Annotated in this window: 12 protein-coding genes; 7 read left to right on the top strand and 5 right to left on the bottom strand. The window is 66.9% G+C overall.

The window, feature by feature from the left end; translation table 11 throughout:
• The first annotated feature begins 28 nt into the window (after positions 1-28).
• The 6 genes from typA to ACZ6EG_RS17375 all read left to right on the top strand — a co-directional run bounded on the left by typA (position 29) and on the right by ACZ6EG_RS17375 (position 8,875).
• Positions 29-1,936, top strand: coding sequence for a translational GTPase TypA (gene typA / locus ACZ6EG_RS17400; RefSeq protein ID WP_356604228.1), 1,908 nt, complete (start codon positions 29-31; stop codon positions 1,934-1,936).
• 700 nt (positions 1,937-2,636) lie between these two features.
• The gene (locus ACZ6EG_RS17395; RefSeq protein ID WP_391969702.1) at positions 2,637-3,671 is read left to right on the top strand and encodes an ABC transporter permease; all 1,035 of its coding nucleotides are present in this window, start codon (positions 2,637-2,639) and stop codon (positions 3,669-3,671) included.
• A gap of 101 nt (positions 3,672-3,772) precedes the next feature.
• Positions 3,773-5,584 (top strand): ABC transporter substrate-binding protein, encoded by a 1,812-nt coding sequence (locus ACZ6EG_RS17390; protein WP_391969701.1) that lies wholly within the window; start codon positions 3,773-3,775, stop codon positions 5,582-5,584.
• Between the two features lie 104 nt (positions 5,585-5,688).
• Complete coding sequence (locus ACZ6EG_RS17385; protein ID WP_391969700.1) at positions 5,689-6,666, top strand: ABC transporter permease; 978 nt, start codon at positions 5,689-5,691, stop codon at positions 6,664-6,666.
• 10 nt (positions 6,667-6,676) lie between these two features.
• Positions 6,677-7,738 carry an ABC transporter ATP-binding protein gene (locus tag ACZ6EG_RS17380; protein ID WP_391969699.1) on the top strand — a complete coding sequence of 354 codons (1,062 nt, stop codon included), beginning with the start codon at positions 6,677-6,679 and terminating at the stop codon, positions 7,736-7,738.
• 12 nt (positions 7,739-7,750) lie between these two features.
• Entirely contained in the window at positions 7,751-8,875 is a 1,125-nt protein-coding gene (locus ACZ6EG_RS17375; protein ID WP_391969698.1) for an ABC transporter ATP-binding protein, read from the top strand.
• A 142-nt stretch (positions 8,876-9,017) separates the two neighbouring features.
• Here ACZ6EG_RS17375 and ACZ6EG_RS17370 read toward each other — a convergent pair whose 3' ends face one another.
• From ACZ6EG_RS17370 to ACZ6EG_RS17350, 5 genes are all read right to left on the bottom strand, one after another.
• On the bottom strand, positions 9,018-10,058 hold the full coding sequence (locus ACZ6EG_RS17370) for an ABC transporter ATP-binding protein (RefSeq protein ID WP_391969697.1): 1,041 nt from the start codon (positions 10,056-10,058) through the stop codon (positions 9,018-9,020).
• Between the two features lie 26 nt (positions 10,059-10,084).
• Positions 10,085-11,122 carry an ABC transporter ATP-binding protein gene (locus ACZ6EG_RS17365; RefSeq protein ID WP_391969696.1) on the bottom strand — a complete coding sequence of 346 codons (1,038 nt, stop codon included), beginning with the start codon at positions 11,120-11,122 and terminating at the stop codon, positions 10,085-10,087.
• 46 nt (positions 11,123-11,168) lie between these two features.
• Positions 11,169-12,149 (bottom strand): ABC transporter permease, encoded by a 981-nt coding sequence (locus ACZ6EG_RS17360; protein ID WP_391969695.1) that lies wholly within the window; start codon positions 12,147-12,149, stop codon positions 11,169-11,171.
• A gap of 105 nt (positions 12,150-12,254) precedes the next feature.
• Positions 12,255-14,015 (bottom strand): ABC transporter substrate-binding protein, encoded by a 1,761-nt coding sequence (locus tag ACZ6EG_RS17355; RefSeq protein WP_391969694.1) that lies wholly within the window; start codon positions 14,013-14,015, stop codon positions 12,255-12,257.
• A 79-nt stretch (positions 14,016-14,094) separates the two neighbouring features.
• On the bottom strand, positions 14,095-15,123 hold the full coding sequence (locus ACZ6EG_RS17350; RefSeq protein WP_391969693.1) for an ABC transporter permease: 1,029 nt from the start codon (positions 15,121-15,123) through the stop codon (positions 14,095-14,097).
• Between the two features lie 524 nt (positions 15,124-15,647).
• Between ACZ6EG_RS17350 and ACZ6EG_RS17345 the strand changes: the two genes are divergently transcribed.
• Positions 15,648-17,276: a peptide ABC transporter substrate-binding protein gene (locus tag ACZ6EG_RS17345; protein WP_391969692.1), complete on the top strand. Its 1,629-nt coding sequence runs from the start codon at positions 15,648-15,650 to the stop codon at positions 17,274-17,276.
• Positions 17,277-17,278: the final 2 nt, after the last annotated feature.

The following is a 17,278-nucleotide window of genomic DNA, read 5'->3' as shown; positions in this document are numbered from 1 at the left end:
CCTCACATCTCCGGGAGTACGCCTCAATATGGCCACGCGCCACGACATCCGCAACGTCGCCATCGTCGCCCACGTCGACCACGGCAAGACCACCATCGTCGACGGAATGCTCAAGCAGGCCGGTGCCTTCGCCGCGCACCAGCTCGACTCCGTCGACGACCGCATGATGGACTCGAACGACCTGGAGCGTGAGAAGGGCATCACGATCCTGGCGAAGAACACGGCGGTGAAGTACCACCCGAAGGATGGCGGCGACGTCATCACCATCAACATCATCGACACCCCCGGCCACGCCGACTTCGGTGGCGAGGTCGAGCGCGGCCTGTCGATGGTCGACGGTGTCGTCCTGCTCGTGGACGCCTCCGAGGGCCCGCTGCCGCAGACCCGCTTCGTGCTGCGCAAGGCGCTCCAGCAGCGGCTGCCGATCATCCTGTGCATCAACAAGACGGACCGTCCGGACTCCCGGATCGACGAGGTCGTCAACGAGACCTACGACCTCTTCCTCGACCTGGACGCCGACGAGGAGCAGATCGAGTTCCCGATCGTCTACGCCTGCGGCCGCGACGGCATCGCCTCCCTCACCAAGCCCGAGGACGGCACGGTGCCGGCGGACTCCACCAGCCTGGAGCCGTTCTTCTCCACCATCCTGGAGCACATCCCGGCCCCGACCTACGACGAGGACGCCCCGCTCCAGGCGCACGTGACCAACCTGGACGCCGACAACTTCCTCGGCCGTATCGCCCTGCTCCGCGTCCACCAGGGCGAGCTGAAGAAGGGCCAGACCGTCGCCTGGATGAAGCGCGACGGAACCGTCAGCAACGTGCGCATCTCCGAGCTGATGATGACCGAGGCGCTCACCCGCAAGCCCGCCGAGAAGGCCGGCCCCGGTGACATCTGCGCGGTCGCCGGCATCACGGACATCATGATCGGCGAGACGCTGGCCGACCTGGAGAACCCGGTCCCGCTGCCGCTGATCACGGTGGACGAGCCCGCGATCTCCATGACCATCGGCACCAACACCTCGCCGCTGGTCGGCCGCGGTGCCACCGGCAAGGGCGCGGACAACAAGGCGGTCGTCAAGGACCGCAAGGTCACCGCCCGCCAGGTCAAGGACCGCCTCGACCGCGAGCTGATCGGCAACGTCTCGCTCCGCGTCCTGGACACCGAGCGCCCCGACGCCTGGGAGGTGCAGGGCCGTGGTGAGCTGGCGCTGGCCATCCTGGTCGAGCAGATGCGCCGCGAGGGCTTCGAGCTGACCATCGGCAAGCCGCAGGTCGTCACCCGCGAGATCGACGGCAAGGTCCACGAGCCGGTCGAGCGCATGACGATCGACGTGCCCGAGGAGCACATGGGCGCGGTCACGCAGCTCATGGGCGTGCGCAAGGGCCGGATGGACAACATGTCCAACCACGGCTCCGGCTGGGTCCGCATGGAGTTCGTGGTCCCCTCCCGCGGTCTGATCGGCTTCCGTACCGAGTTCCTGACCCAGACCCGCGGCACCGGCATCGCCCACTCCATCCACGAGGGCCACGAGCCCTGGTTCGGCACCCTCACGACCCGTAACAACGGCTCGCTGGTCGCCGACCGCTCCGGCGCCGTCACCGCGTTCGCGATGACGAACCTCCAGGAGCGCGGCGTGCTCTTCACGGAGCCCGGCACCGAGGTGTACGAGGGCATGATCGTCGGCGAGAACTCCCGCTCCGACGACATGGACGTCAACATCACCAAGGAGAAGAAGCTCACGAACATGCGGTCGTCCTCGGCCGACTCGTTCGAGGCGATCGTCCCGCCGCGCAAGCTCTCCCTGGAGCAGTCCCTGGAGTTCTGCCGCGACGACGAGTGTGTCGAGGTGACCCCGGAGGCCGTTCGCATCCGCAAGGTGAACCTGGACGCCCGCGAGCGCGCCCGCGCCGCGAGCCGCGCCAAGCACGGCTGATCCACCCGCCGCCGGCGTACGGTCGGCGGGCACGGGAAGCCCGGGCACCCCCATCACGGGGGTGCCCGGGCTTTTTTCAACCGGTTTTCCGGGGCCGGGACGCGCGCGGGGACCCCTCTGAGCGCTCCCCGGTGTCCGAAACACGGAGATCGGCGCCCGATAGCCAGGTAACACGTCCGTTTCGCGGCCTTCTCGTCCCGAACAGTTTGTCCAGATTTTGGAAGATCTACCTGTCAGCTGTGACTGAATTGAGATTTAAAGACGGTGGTCGGTCCTTCTGCTCATGGCAGATAGTTAGCCGCGTAGCGCTCGGGTCAATGGGTCACGTGCTGTGGGGACAGCACTCGACTCACGAGCACCAGGGGGTGTCTGAACTTCCGTCAGGGGTGTCGGAAGACAGACGTGTGCCCCCTCCTGTCGGTGAACACGTGGAGTCATGAGGAGGAGCCCCATGCGCGGTGTCACGAACACCAGGTGGGTCACTTGGTCCGTCGCCCCCCGCTTCGCCCCGTCGGACGGCGATCGGCTCTGAGGAGCGGGCCGGCCGTCGGCGTCCGGGCTTCCGGCTACGCGCGTCCGGCTGCGGGTTTACCCCGTTCCCCGGGATCTCCCGACGCTTCTCCATGATCCGTTCCGCGATCGCGCACACCCTGCGCTGGTCGCCGGTACGGCACACCCACACCTGTGAAATGGGCGAACTGTGACAAGTCCAATCGACATCGAGGGCGGCGGAACGCCGGCCGCCGTCGGCGACGGGCCGGAGCCCGCCAAGGCCGTCGAGGAGAAGAGCCACGAGGGTCGGTCCCCGGGGCAGCTGATGTGGCTGCGCTTCAAACGGGACAGGACCGGGGTCGTCTCCGCCTGTGTCGTGATCGTCTTCTTCCTGGTCGCGGCGCTGGCACCGCTCATCGCCAAGGTCTACGGGAAGAACCCCTACACGCTGTACGCCCAGGAGCCCGACTACCCCTTCCTGCTGGACGACTTCGCCATGCCCACCGGTTCCTTCGGTGGCATGTCGGGCGACTTCTGGTTCGGCGTCGAGCCCAAGCTCGGCCGCGACGTGTTCACCATGCTGCTCTACGGCATGCGGACCTCCCTGTACATGGCCGTGGTCGTCACCCTGCTCTGCGTCCTCACCGGTGTCGTCATCGGCATGGTCAGCGGCTTCTTCGGCGGCCGGGTGGACTACTGGCTGGGCCGGGTCACCGACTTCTTCCTGGCCTTCCCGCAGCAGCTCTTCTTCATCGCCTTCATGCCCGTCGTGACCGCGATGTTCGTCTCCCCGCAGGACGAGACCCCCACGTACCTGAGAGCCGTGGCCATCACCCTGGTGATGTGGTTCCTCGGCTGGATGGGGCTGGCCCGGCTGGTCCGCAGCTCCGTACTGACGCTGCGCGAGCGGGAGTTCGTGGAGGCGGCGAAGGTGTCCGGGGCGTCTCCCTGGCGCATCGTGCGCAAGGAGATCCTGCCGAACATCGTCACGCCGATCCTGGTGCAGGCCACCTACATCCTCCCGAGCACGATCCTCTCCATCGCCTTCCTGTCGTACATCGGGGTGGGCTTCGTCGAACCGACCCCGGACTGGGGCCGCATGTTCGCCATCGGCGCCGACGTGTACGAGCAGGACCCGATGTTCATGTTCTTCCCGGGCGTGGCGCTGGTCGTCTTCGTCCTCTCCTTCAATCTTCTCGGCGACTCCGTCCGGGACGCATTCGACCCCAAGACCGGACGCTAACCGTCCATTGGTGGGTGGGGGAGCTGCCGCCCCCGTGCCGGGCTTCCGGACCGTCAGGCAGCACTCGTGGACAACTCTCGACAGGCAGGTGGATCGGCATCATGAAGCCCATCAGAAACCGCACCACGCGCACCACGCGAGCCATAGCCGTGGCCATGGTGGCCGGCGCCCTGGTGCTGACCGGCTGCTCCGGTGACAGCGACGGCGGCAGCAAAGGCAAGAGTGACGCCAAGGACCAGAAGGACGCCGCCCAGCAGCAGGACCCGGTGGCCTACGGTGACGCCGCGGCGTCGAACGGCCCGGCGGAGGAGGTCGCCGGCGCGAAGCCCGGCGGGATCATCAACGTCTACATGCAGTCGGACCTGACCCACATGGACCCGGGGCAGATCTACGTCAGCGACGCCGGCCAGTTCGCCAACCTGATCCACCGTGGCCTGACGAACTTCCAGGAGGACGCGGAGGGCAACCTCACCGTCGTCGGTGACATCGCCACCGACTCCGGCCAGTCCTCCGACGGCGGCAAGACCTGGACGTTCAAGCTCAAGGACGGCATCAAGGACGACCAGGGCAACCCCATCACCTCGAAGGACGTCCGCCACACCATCGAGCGCCTGTACTCCAAGGTCATCTTCGACGGTCCGACCTTCGTCCAGTCCTGGCTCTCCGGCAACGACTACCGCAAGGCACTGCCGGACGGGCCGTACAAGGGCAAGCACCTGCCGGACACGGTGCTGGAGACGCCGGACGACAAGACGGTCGTCTTCCACTTCTCCCAGCCGCGCCAGGACCTCCCGCAGGCCCTCGCCATGGCCGGATACGCCATCGTTCCCGAGAAGCGGGACACGAAGGAGAAGTACGACGACGCCCCGGCGGCCCTCGGCCCCTACAAGATCTCCGAGTACAAGCCCGGCAAGTCCATGAAGCTGGTCAAGAACGACCAGTGGGACCCGAAGACGGACTCGGTGCGCCACCAGTACGTCGACGGTTACAACTTCACCAGCACCATCGACCAGGCCAGCCAGACCAAGCGTCTGATGGCCGACCAGGGCGAGGCCAAGAACGCCATCCAGTTCACGGACTCGGTCGACCCGGCCCAGATGTCGGCCGTCATCGGCGACGCGTCGGCGAAGAAGCGGACCATCCAGGGCTACCAGCCCTACGTGTGGCAGCTGACCTTCAACCTCGACCGCATGAAGGACAAGAAGGTCCGCGACGCGATCACCTACGCGATCCCGAACCAGTCCATGGTCCAGGCGGACGGCGGTCGCTACGGCGGCGAGGTCGCCGGCGGCCTGCTCGCCCCGACCCTGCCGAACTTCGACCCGAAGTACGACCCGTTCGGCAAGCTCAAGAAGCCGAACGGCGACCCGGAGATGGCCAAGAAGCTGCTGAAGGAGGCGGGCGTCAAGGAGGGCACGAAGCTCACCTACGCCTACTCCAACACCCCGCGCGGCCAGGCTCAGATGCTCATCATCAAGGACGCCCTGGCGAAGATCGGCTTCGACGTCCAGGCCAAGGAGATCGACCGGGCCAGCTTCTACGAGCAGGTCGGCAAGCTGAAGAACCCGTACGACCTCTACATGACCGGCTGGGGCCAGGACTGGCCGTCCGCCTCCACGGTCATCACCCCGGTCTACGACGGCGAACTGGTCTCCGACGGCGCCTCGAACTACTCGCACATCAACGACCCGCAGGTCAACGAGCTGATCAAGAAGGCCCTGACGCAGGAGCCGGAGGCGGCCGCCAAGACCTGGGAGCAGGCCCACCACCGCATCGTGGAGGAGATCAACCCGGCCGCACCGGTCTACTACTCGAAGCAGATCCAGCTCTTCGGATCGAACATCGGCGGCGCCAAGTACAGCAACGAGTCGAGCTACATCGACATCAACGACCTGTTCCTGAAGCAGCCGTAGCCCTCCAGCCCGGCTGACCGCGGGGGTGCGCGCCAGGCGGAGCGCACCCCCGCGGACGGCAACCCCTCCCTGCCGCCGCGTTCCGAAGAGAGCATCCACCTGCCATGCTTCAGTTCCTCGTTCGCAGGTTGATCGGCGCTGTTGTGATCATGTTCTTGATCGGCGCCTTCACCTTCTTCCTGTTCTATACGATCCCCCAGGACTTCGCCGAGTTGTCCTGCGGCAAGAACTGCTCCCCCGAGAACATCGCGGTGATCCGCGAGAACCTCGGCCTCGACAAGCCGATCACCGCCCAGTTCTGGGAGTTCATGACGGGCATCGTGACCGGTCGGGACTTCGCCCAGGGGCACTGCTCCGCGCCCTGTCTGGGCATGTCCTTCGACACCAAGGAGTTCGTCTGGGACTCGATCATGGACCGGTTCCCGCTGACGCTCTCCCTGACGGTGGGTGGCCTGATCATCTTCCTGGTCCTGGGCCTGGGATCGGGTCTGCTGGCCGCCTGGAAGCGCGGCACGGTCGCGGACAAGCTGGTCAGCGGTGCCTCGATCGTCCTGAGCTCGTTCCAGATCTACTTCCTCGGCCCGATCGTGCTCGGCATCCTCGTGTACCAGTCCGGCATCATGGACAACCCGAGCTACAAGCCGTTCACCGAGAACCCCGCCGCCTGGGCGATCGGCCTGCTCATCCCCTGGCTGGTGATGGCCACCATCTTCACCGCCCAGTACACCCGTATGTCCCGCTCGACCATGATCGAGCAGCTCCAGGAGGAGCACGTCCGCACCGCCCGCGCCAAGGGCATGAGGCAGCGGTACGTCTTCTTCCGCTACGCGTGGCGCGGTTCCCTCATCCCGATCGTCACGATCCTCGGCATGGACCTCAGCGCGCTGCTGTCCGGCGCGGTGGTCACGGAGTTCACGTTCGACCTCGCCGGCATCGGCCGTCTCGCGGTGGACTCCTCGCTGACCAAGGACCTGCCGGTGACGATGGGCGTGATGCTCTTCGGAGCCTTCTTCATCCTGCTCCTGAACATCCTCGTGGACCTCGCCTACGCCTACATCGACCCGCGTGTGCGGCTCAGCTAGGAGAATCACCGTGAGCACTCTGACCAAGACCGAAGGCGAGCCGGCCCCGACCGGGCCGGAGTCCTTCCTCTCGGTCCGCGACCTCCGGGTGCGGTTCTCCACCGAGGACGGCATCGTCAAGGCGGTCGACGGCCTGTCCTTCGACGTCGAGCGCGGCCGGACCCTCGGCATCGTGGGAGAGTCGGGTTCCGGCAAGTCCGTCACCAACCTGACCGTCCTGGGCCTGCACAACCGCAAGAACACCACCGTGGAGGGCGAGATCGTCCTCGACGGGAAGGAACTCGTCACCGCGACCGAGAAGGAGATGGAGAAGCTCCGCGGCAACAAGGTCGCCATGATCTTCCAGGACCCGCTGACCGCGCTGTCGCCGTACTACACGGTGGGCCGGCAGATCGCCGAGCCCTTCATGAAGCACACCGGCGCGTCCAAGAAGGAGGCGCGGGCACGGGCGATCGAGATGCTGACCAAGGTCGGCATCCCCCAGCCCCAGTCCCGGGTGGACGACTACCCGCACCAGTTCTCCGGCGGCATGCGGCAGCGCGCGATGATCGCCATGGCGCTGGTCTGCGACCCCGACCTGCTGATCGCCGACGAGCCGACGACCGCGCTGGACGTGACGGTCCAGGCGCAGATCCTGGACCTGCTCAAGGACCTCCAGCAGGAGTTCGGGTCGGCGATCGTCTTCATCACCCACGATCTCGGTGTCATCTCGGACATGGCCGACGACCTGCTGGTGATGTACGCGGGCCGGGCCGTGGAGCGCGGAAGCACCGCCGAGGTGCTGCGCCGACCGCGCCATCCGTACACCTGGGGCCTGCTCAGCTCGATGCCGAGGCTCGGCGGCAGCATCGACCAGGCACTCACGCCGATCCCCGGCACTCCGCCCAGCCTGCTGAACCCCCCGTCCGGGTGCCCCTTCCACCCGCGGTGCGCCTTCACGGGCGAGGTGCCGGGCGACCGGTGCAGCACCGAACGTCCGCCGCTCGGCGAGGGACGCGCGGCGGCCTGCCACCTGACGGCGGAACAGAAACAGACCTTCTTCATCGACAAGATCCAGCCCCGGCTGCGCTAGGGAGACCGAGACATGAGCGACGAACTCACCCTCCCCGCACAGCAGGGCTCCGCTACCGCGTCCCCCGAGCCGCTGCTGAGGGTCGAGGGTCTGACCAAGCACTTCCCGATCTACGGCGGGTTCCCGATCAAACGGAAGGTCGGTGCCGTCCAGGCCGTGGACGACGTCGACCTCACCGTCGGCGTCGGTGAGAGCGTCGGCCTGGTGGGAGAGTCCGGCTGCGGCAAGTCCACCACGGGCCGGCTCATCACCCGCCTGCTGGAGCCGACCGGCGGGAAGATCGAGTACGCGGGCCACGACATCAGCCACGCCTCCCGGAGGCAGCTGGCGCCCGTCCGCTCCGAGATCCAGATGATCTTCCAGGACCCGTACTCCTCGCTCAATCCCCGCCAGACCGTCGGCACGATCATCAAGTCGCCGATGGAGGTCAACGGGATAAACCCGGCGGGCGGCCGGGACACGAAGGTACGCGAGCTGCTCGAGCTGGTCGGCCTCAACCCGGAGCACTTCAACCGCTTCCCGCACGAGTTCTCCGGTGGTCAGCGCCAGCGCATCGGCGTGGCCCGCGCCCTGGCGCTCAACCCGAAGCTCATCGTCGCGGACGAGCCGGTCTCCGCGCTCGACGTCTCCATCCAGGCCCAGGTGGTGAACCTGCTCCAGAAGGTGCAGCAGGAGATGGGCATCGCCTTCCTGTTCATCGCCCACGACCTGGCCGTCGTCCGGCACTTCTCCAAGCGCGTCGCCGTCATGTACCTCGGCAAGGTGGTCGAGGTCGGCGACCGGGACTCCATCTACACCAGGCCGCGGCACCCCTACACCCACGCCCTGCTCTCGGCGGTGCCCGAGGTGTCGATGGTCGACGAGCCCGAGAGCCGTGAGCGCATCCGCCTCGCCGGTGACGTGCCCTCGCCGATCATGCCCCCGTCCGGCTGCCGCTTCCGCACCCGGTGCTGGAAGGCGCAGGACAAGTGCGCGAGCGAGGTGCCGCCGCTGGTCCGCATCGCCGGCAACCGCGACGGTCACCTGACGGCCTGCCACTTCCCGGAGGAGCCGACGATCGCGGCCCGCGAGGAGGACATCGTCCTGGACCCGGCGCTGGCCGCGCTGGAGGAGACGGACAAGGACCGGTCCGCCTGATCCGCCCCGCCCCGTGAACGGACCGAGGGCCCGCGCCTGGGGAGGCGCGGGCCCTCGGTTTCCCTGGAGCGGACGTTCCGGGCTCGGGTCAATGGGCCGAGGAGGTCCGTTCCGCGGGCGGTGCCGACAGAAAGGGGTGTTGTCAGGCGGCCGCCCGGGGCTTCTTGGTGAGACGGGGCGAGGGTACGTCATCCGTCTCGGGGTAGTGGCACGCGGTCAGGTGTCCGGGCTTGTTCCCCTCCACCTGCACCAACGGCGGCACCTCCGACGCGCACTTCTCCGTCGCCTTCCAGCACCGGGTGCGGAAGCGGCAGCCCGAGGGCGGGTTGATCGGGGAGGGCACGTCGCCCACGAGCCGGATGCGCTCGCGGGGGGTGTCCTCCACGGTCGCCTCGGGCACGGCGGACAGCAGGGCGCGCGTGTAGGGGTGGCGCGGGTTGTCGTACAGGTCGTCCCGGTCGGCGATCTCCATGATCCTGCCGAGGTACATGACCGCGACGCGCTGCGAGAAGTGCCGGACGACGGCCAGGTCGTGGGCGATGAAGACGAACGCGATGCCCAGTTCCCGCTGCACCTTCTGGAGCAGGTTGACCACCTGGGCCTGGATGGACACGTCGAGCGCGGAGACCGGCTCGTCGGCCACGATCAGCTTGGGCTCCAGGGCCAGCGCGCGGGCGACCCCGATGCGCTGGCGCTGGCCGCCGGAGAACTCGTGCGGGAAGCGGTTGAAGTGCTCGGGGTTGAGGCCCACGATCTCCAGCAGCTCGCGCACGCGCTTCTCGCGGCCGCCGGCCGGGTTGATGTCGTTGATCTCCATCGGGCCGGAGATGATCTTGCCGACCGTCTGGCGGGGGTTGAGGGACGCGTACGGGTCCTGGAAGATCATCTGGATCTCGGACCGGATCGGCGCGAGCGCCCGTCGCCCCGCGTGGGTGATGTCCTGGCCCCGGTAGGTGACCTTGCCGCCCGTGGGCTCCAGCAGGCGGGTGATCAGCCGGCCCGTGGTCGACTTGCCGCAACCGGACTCCCCGACCAGGCCCAGGCTCTCACCCTCGCGGACCGTGAAGTCCAGGCCGTCCACCGCCCGGACCGCACCGACCGTGCGCGGGATCGGGAAGCCGCCCTTGATCGGGAAGTGCTTGGTCAGACCGCTGACGTCCAGGAGCGTTTCCGCGTTGCTCATGATGGTGAAGTCCTGTCTCTTGTACGTCAGTTGTGCCGGGAACCGGTGAAGTCGGCGAACAGCTCCTGGCGCTGTTCCGGGGGCAGGTGGCAGGCGGAACCCCGGCCCTTCTCCACCTGGAGCAGGGGCTGCTGCGAGGAGCACAGCCCGCCGGGGACCTTCTCGACGAAGGCGCAGCGCGGGTGGAACCGGCAGCCGGTGGGCGGGTTGAGCAGCGAGGGCGGCGAGCCGGGGATCGGCTCCAGCGGCACGTCGACCGGACCGTCCAGGCTCGGCATCGAACTCATCAGACCCAGCGTGTACGGGTGCTGCGGATCGCGCAGCACCTCCTCCTTCGTCCCGCGCTCCACGCACCGGCCGCCGTACATCACCAGCACGTCGTCCGCGATGTCGGCGATGACACCGAGGTCGTGGGTGATGAAGACGATGGCCGTGCCGAACTCCTGCTGGAGGTCCTTGAGCAGGTCCATGATCTGCGCCTGGACCGTCACGTCCAGGGCCGTGGTCGGCTCGTCCGCGATCAGCAGCTCGGGGTCGCAGACCAGCGCCATGGCGATCATCGCGCGCTGGCGCATACCGCCGGAGAACTGGTGCGGGTAGTCGTCCACCCGCACCTCCGGCTGCGGGATGCCCACCCGGCGCAGCATCTCGATCGCCCGCTGCCGGGCCTCCGCCTTGGAGGCGCCGGTGTGCTTGCGGTAGGTCTCGCCGATCTGCTTGCCGATGGTGTGGTACGGCGACAACGAGGCCAGCGCGTCCTGGAAGATCATCGCCATCTTGTTGCCGCGCAGCCGCTCCAGCTCGCGCTCGGTGGCGGTGAGCAGGTCCTTGCCGTCGAGGACGATCTCGCCGTCGATCGCGGTGCGGTCGCGGTCGTGCAGGCCCAGGATCGTCAGGTTGGTGACCGACTTGCCCGAGCCCGACTCACCGACGATGCCGAGCGTCTTGCCCTTGGCGAGGTCGAAGGAGAGCCCGTCGACGGCCTTGACGATGCCGTCCTCGGTGGAGAAGTGGACCTTCAGGTCCCTGACGGAGAGGAAGGGCTGCTGTTCGGTGCTCGTCACGGGGACGCTCCAGGAGGTGATGCAGAGGGGGTAGGGAGGGCGGAGGTCAGGCGAGCCGGATCCGCGGGTCGATGAGGGCGTAGACCGCGTCGACGACGATGTTGAAGATGACGATCGCGCCTGCTGCCAGGACGGTGACGCCGAGCAGCATGGGCAGGTCGCTCTGGAACACGGACTGGATCGCCAGCCGGCCGATGCCCTGGAGGCTGAAGGTCGTCTCCGTGATGATGGCGCCGCCGATCAGCACACCGAGGTCGATGCCGAAGAGGGTCACGATCGGGCCCATGGCGCCGCGCCAGGCGAAGCGGAAGAAGACGTTGCGCTTGGACAGGCCCTTGGCCCGGGCGGTGCGCACGTAGTCCTCGCTGAGCTGCTCCACCATCTGCGAGCGCGTCATGCGCGTGTAGTTGGCGGTGAAGATGATCGACAGCACCAGCCAGGGCAGCAACAGCCCCGAGACCCAGGCGGCCGGGTTCTCCGTGAGCGGCGTGTACGACGGCTGGCTGAGCACGCCGAGCTCCGAGACCAGGAAGTACATGGCGATGTAGCCGACGAAGTAGATCTGCAGCGAGGAGCCCAGCAGTGACACGGAGCTGGCGAACTTGTCCAGGAACTTGCCCTGCTTCAGCGCGGCGAGCATGCCCGCGCCCACTCCGATGATCAGGAAGAAGACGGCAGCGCCGAAAGCCAGCGAGAGGGTCAGCGGCAGGCGGTCCATGATCGTGCCGAAGACCGGCTCGCGGTTGGCGAAGGAGTAGCCGAGGCACGGCGCGTCGCAGTAGCCGTATCCGGCGTAGTCCCGCCCGGCGAAGACGCCGACGAGCCAGTGCCAGTACTGCATCAGGATCGACTCGTCGATGCCCAGGTTCTTCCGGATCTGCTCCAGGGCCTCCGGCGAGCAGTTCTTGCCGCAGGACATCATGGCGGGGTCACGCGGAACGGCGTAGAAGAGCCAGAAGGTGACGGCACTGATGATCAGCAGAATGACCATCGCACCGGAGACTCGGCGGACTAGGAAGCGGAGCATGGGGCGTGACTTTCCGGACGGGGCGCCGTCGCCGGGGGTGAGAGGGGGGTGGGGCGCAGGGGGCGACCGCAAGCGTGGTGGCCGCCCCCCGAGGAGCGTGCGCGCTTACTTCTTCGCGTAGAGCTTGCAGAGCGCGATGCACGTGTTGCCGGCGTCGTACACGACGTTGCCGATCTTCGATCCGTACATCCAGTTGCGGATGGAGTGGTAGTCCGGCACGACCGGGGCCAGCTCCATGATCTGGCGGTCGATGGCGCCCCAGGCCTTCTTGGCCTCTTCCGGGTCCGCGATCTTGGAGGCGGCGTCGATCGCCTTGTTGACGCCCGTGTCGTTCAGCTGGGCGTAGTTGTTGCGGCCCTCGCCGATGTTCTTGCCGTGCCAGCACGGGAAGAAGACGGAGTAGCCGTTGGGCCAGTCCGGGCTCCAGCCGGCGGCGAACAGGTCGTAGCCGTTGTCCGTCTTGCCGATCTGCGTGTAGAAGGTCGACTTGTCCAGCTGCTGGTTGACGACCTTGAAGCCGGCCTCCTCCAGCGCGTTCTTGATCGCGACGGCCTGCTTGAGCGCGTTGTCCGAGGTCTGGTAGGCGATGACCAGCTTCTGGCCGACCTTGCCGGCCTCCTTCAGCAGTTCCTTGGCCTTGGCCGGGTCGCCGCCGGGCTTCTTGGTCGTGCCGTACAGATCGAACTGCTGGTAACCGGGGGTCACCGGGCTCATGATCGTGGTGGCGATCTCGCTGACCGAGGCGCCGCCCTTGATCGTCTGGAGCTGCTGGTGCGGCCAGGCGTAGTTGATGGCCTGGCGGACCTTGAGGTCCGTGATGCGCGTGGTGTTGATCGGCCAGTAGTAGGTGACCGTGTCGACCTGGGTGAGGACGCGCTTCTTCAGCTCGGCGTTGGTGAGCACCTGGGCGATGCGCTCGGCGGCGACCTCGTTGAAGATGGCCATCGCGTACTGGTCGTTGCCGGAGTCCGCGATGAAGCGGTCGGTGGCGGCCAGCGGCTGGAAGCCGAACTGGAAGTGGAACTTGTCCGGGTAGGCGTTGCGGATCGCGTCCGTCTTCGGGTCCCAGTGCTCGTTGCGCACGTAGGTGAGGGACTTGCCGACGCTACGGCTCTCGATCTTGTACGGGCCGCAGGAGAACGGGCGCTTGTCGTACTTCTCCTTGGTGTCGTGCTTCTTCGACACCAGGGCGTAACCGCGCATCGCGACGGTGTAGTTGAAGTCACCGCGTGCCTCGTTGAGGCGGAAGGTGATGGTGCGGCCGTCGATCTCGATCGAGTCGAGGTGCTTGCCCTCGTAGGGGCCCTTGTACTTGTCCGCGCCCACCAGCCACGACTGGACGAAGATCGGCCCCTCGGTGATGAACGAGGCGAAGAGGCGCTCGAAGGTGTGACGGACGTCGTCCATCGTGACCTCGGAGCCGTCCTCCCACTTCAGGCCGTCCTTGATGGTGAAGGACCAGGTCTTGCCGCCGTCCTTCATCGTGCCGGGGTCCGTGGCGATGTCGCCGACCAGGGTCGTGTTGCCCTTGTCGTCGATCTTGTAACCGGTCAGACCGCGCAGGATCGGCACGGTGATGGCGGCCTCGGTGGAGACGTAGATCTGCGCCGGGTCCATGTGGTCCATGTCGAACTGGTCGAGCGAGTAGACCGTCCCGCCCGTGACCGCGCCCTTGACCTCGGGGGCCGGACCGGTCGAGTCGGCCTTGGTGCCGACGGGGATGTCCACGGTCTTGCTGCCGCTGACCTTGGGGGCGTCGCTCTTGCCGCCGCCCTTGTTGTCGCTGCCGCCGCAGGCGGTCAGGACCGAGGAAGAGGCCGCGACGACACCGGTCGCTATGAGGAAGTTTCTACGGGAGAAAGCCATGGTGAACCTACCAAGGGTGGGCATACGGGACGGAGTGGGCCGGCCGGACTCCTGTGTACGGACCGGGAGGAAGGACGGGTCAGCGCTTGGACTTCGGGTCGAGTGCGTCGCGCACCGAGTCGCCGAGCAGGTTGAAGGCGAGCACGAAGACCACCATCGACAGGCCCGGGAAGAGCATGAAGGTGATGTCCTCGGTGTAGAACTGGGCACCGCGCTGGATCATGACGCCCCAGTCCGGGGTCGGGTCGATCATGCCGACACCGAGGAAGGCCAGACCCGCTTCGGCGGTCACGAAGGCCGGGAGCATGAGCGTGGACTGGATGATGATCGGCGTCCACAGGTTGGGCAGCAGTTCCGTGAAGACGATGCGCCGCGGGGACGCGCCCGTGACCTTGGCGGCCTCGACGAACTCCCGCTCGCGCAGGCCCAGGACCTGGCCGCGCAGCAGACGGGCGAGGGAGGCCCAGCCGAAGCCGGACAGCACGATGATCAGGGAGACGGCCCGCAACCAGGTCGGGATGTTCTCGTCGGGGGCGACGAAGAGACCGTAGATGACCGGCATGAAGGCGATGAAGAACAGCGTGGAGGGAAACGACAGCAGGATGTCGATGACCCGGCCGACGAGGTAGTCCGTCTTGCCGCCGAGGTAGCCCGCCGTGGTGCCGATCACGATGCCGAGGAAGGCGGTGACCAGCGTGGCGGCCACCGCGATGCCCAGCGAGGTCCGGATGCCGTAGAGCAGGAAGGTGAAGACGTCCCGGCCCAGCTGCGGCTCGATGCCGAACCAGAACTCCGAGCTCATGCCGCCGTTGGGACCGGCCGGGTACGAGAAGGCGTCGAGCAGTTCGGGGCGCTGGCTCGCGTACGTCGTGTACGGGTCCTTGCCGTACAGCTTGGCTATGAGCGGCGCGATGAGCGCGATCACGAAGAAGAAGATCACGATGCACGCGGAGGCAACACCCGCGCGGTCGCGCTTGAAACGCTTCCAAGCCAGTCGGCCCGGGGAACGGCTCTCGCTGCCCTGAGTTCCGGTGGGCGTGGGCGACGTGACGACGCTGTCGTCGGTCACCGCGAGCGGGGCAGCCGCTGATGGAGTTGGGGGGGTCATGGTGCTCCTGGCCCAAGGGAGGGTCTGATGACTCCGCAGGGCGTCCCCCTACGGGCTACGCCGGACTTTTTCAACGCAATTCGTTCAAGGTCAATAAAATCCGGAACGGCTTGGCTCTGTATTTACCTTCTTTACTGTTGCTTGGGCGAACCATAGCTACGCGTGTAGCGCGCCGTGATCGATCCGTGCCCTACATCGGGCCAACTGGACTAATCAGGCAAGGTGCTCGTTATGCGGACGCGAGATCGTCGAAATGTGTACACCGAGGGTTCTGAATCCAACGGTTCGGCATCGGATGGTGAAGATCTATTGCGCTCCACGTTCAAGATCCTTGTGCCGGGTAAAAGCCTTGCCTCCCCCGGCGGACCACCGTGTGGCGACGGTGTGCTGTGGGGTTCCTCCAAAGGGAGGTATGCGTGTGCGATGTGCACCCTTTGCCCTGATGCTGGCCGGTAATGGACCAGAGGACGAGTCAGCGATCCAGCCGAACGAGTCGGACGAGTCAGGGCACGAGGAGGCACTCCATGCGCGGAGCCAGGCACGCCAGATGGGCCGCATGCGCTGCGGCGGCAGCCCTCGCGGCGACGGCCTGCGGAGGCGGCGGCGACAGCGGCGGGGACACCGGCGCGGTGCTCAGCTCCTCATGGGGAGACCCGCAGAACCCGCTGGAGCCGGCCAACACCAACGAGGTGCAGGGCGGCAAGGTCCTCGACATGATCTTCCGGGGGCTGAAGAGGTACGACCCGAAGACCGGCGAGGCGCAGGACATGCTCGCCGAGAAGATCGAGACCTCCGACTCGCAGAACTTCACCGTCACCGTCAAGGACGGCTGGACCTTCAGCAACGGCGAGAAGGTGACCGCCCAGTCCTTCGTGGACGCCTGGAACTACGGCGCGAGCCTGAAGAACAACCAGCGCAACGCCTACTTCTTCAGCTACATCGACGGCTACGACAGGACCCACCCCGAGGACGGCGGCGAGCAGAGCGCCGACACCCTGTCCGGGCTGAAGGTGACCGGGCCCCGCACCTTCACCGTCAGGCTCAGCCAGAAGTTCTCGACGTTCCCCGACACCCTCGGCTACCCGGCCTTCGCACCTCTGCCCCGGGCGTTCTTCGACGACCACGACGCCTGGCTGAAGAAGCCGGTCGGCAACGGCCCCTACCAGGTCGACAACTACACCCGCGGCTCCCAGATGTCCCTCAGGAAGTGGGACCAGTACCCCGGTGACGACAAGGCGCAGAACGGCGGCGTCGACCTGAAGGTCTACACCGACAACAACACCGCCTACACCGACCTGATGGCGGGCAACCTCGACCTGGTCGACGACGTCCCGGCCGCCCAGCTCAAGAACGTGAAGAACGACCTCGGCGACCGGTACATCAACACCCCGGCCGGCATCATCCAGACCCTCGCCTTCCCGTTCTACGACGAGGCCTGGAACAAGCCGGGCTCCGAGAAGGTCCGCAAGGGCCTCTCCATGGCGATCGACCGCAAGCAGATCACCGACACGATCTTCCAGCAGACCCGCACCCCGGCCACCGACTGGACCTCACCCGTGCTCGGTGAGGACGGCGGCTTCAAGGAGGGGCTGTGCGGTGAGGCCTGCGAGTACAACCCCGAGGAGGCCAGGAAGCTGGTCAAGGACGGCGGCGGACTGCCCGGCGGACAGGTGAAGATCACCTACAACGCGGACACCGGCTCCCACGGCCAGTGGGTCGACGCGGTCTGCAACTCCATCAACAACGCCCTGGAGAACGACCGCGCCTGCGTCGGCAACCCCGTCGGCACCTTCGCCGACTTCCGCAACCAGATCACCGACCAGAAGATGAGCGGCCCCTTCCGCGCCGGCTGGCAGATGGACTACCCCCTCATCCAGAACTTCCTCCAGCCGCTGTACTACACCAACGCCTCCTCCAACGACGGCAAGTGGTCCAGCCAGAAGTTCGACGACCTCGTCGACCAGGCCAACGCCGAGCCCGACACCGCCAAGGCCGTCGGCATCTTCCAGCAGGCCGAGGAGGTACTGCGGGACGAGATGGGCGCCATCCCGCTCTGGTACCAGAACGGCAGCGCCGGCTACTCCGACCGGCTGTCCGACGTGGAGCTCAACCCGTTCAGCGTCCCGGTCTACGACGAGATCAAGGTCGGCTGAGG

The sequence above is a fragment of the Streptomyces sp. NPDC041968 genome (genome assembly GCF_055589025.1).
Note: the sequence above shows the minus strand (reverse complement) of the source record. Positions and strands in the feature narration are given on the sequence as shown.

What these genes read in the sequence shown, in the direction of transcription:
- ACZ6EG_RS17355 (WP_391969694.1), bottom strand. Translation starts at nt 14,015, where the DNA reads ATGGCTTTCTCCCGTAGAAACTTCCTCATAGCGACCGGTGTCGTCGCG.
- typA (WP_356604228.1), top strand. Translation starts at nt 29, where the DNA reads ATGGCCACGCGCCACGACATCCGCAACGTCGCCATCGTCGCCCACGTC.
- ACZ6EG_RS17345 (WP_391969692.1), top strand. Translation starts at nt 15,648, where the DNA reads ATGCGCGGAGCCAGGCACGCCAGATGGGCCGCATGCGCTGCGGCGGCA.
- ACZ6EG_RS17350 (WP_391969693.1), bottom strand. Translation starts at nt 15,123, where the DNA reads ATGACCCCCCCAACTCCATCAGCGGCTGCCCCGCTCGCGGTGACCGAC.
- ACZ6EG_RS17370 (WP_391969697.1), bottom strand. Translation starts at nt 10,058, where the DNA reads ATGAGCAACGCGGAAACGCTCCTGGACGTCAGCGGTCTGACCAAGCAC.
- ACZ6EG_RS17375 (WP_391969698.1), top strand. Translation starts at nt 7,751, where the DNA reads ATGAGCGACGAACTCACCCTCCCCGCACAGCAGGGCTCCGCTACCGCG.
- ACZ6EG_RS17385 (WP_391969700.1), top strand. Translation starts at nt 5,689, where the DNA reads ATGCTTCAGTTCCTCGTTCGCAGGTTGATCGGCGCTGTTGTGATCATG.
- ACZ6EG_RS17360 (WP_391969695.1), bottom strand. Translation starts at nt 12,149, where the DNA reads ATGCTCCGCTTCCTAGTCCGCCGAGTCTCCGGTGCGATGGTCATTCTG.
- ACZ6EG_RS17390 (WP_391969701.1), top strand. Translation starts at nt 3,773, where the DNA reads ATGAAGCCCATCAGAAACCGCACCACGCGCACCACGCGAGCCATAGCC.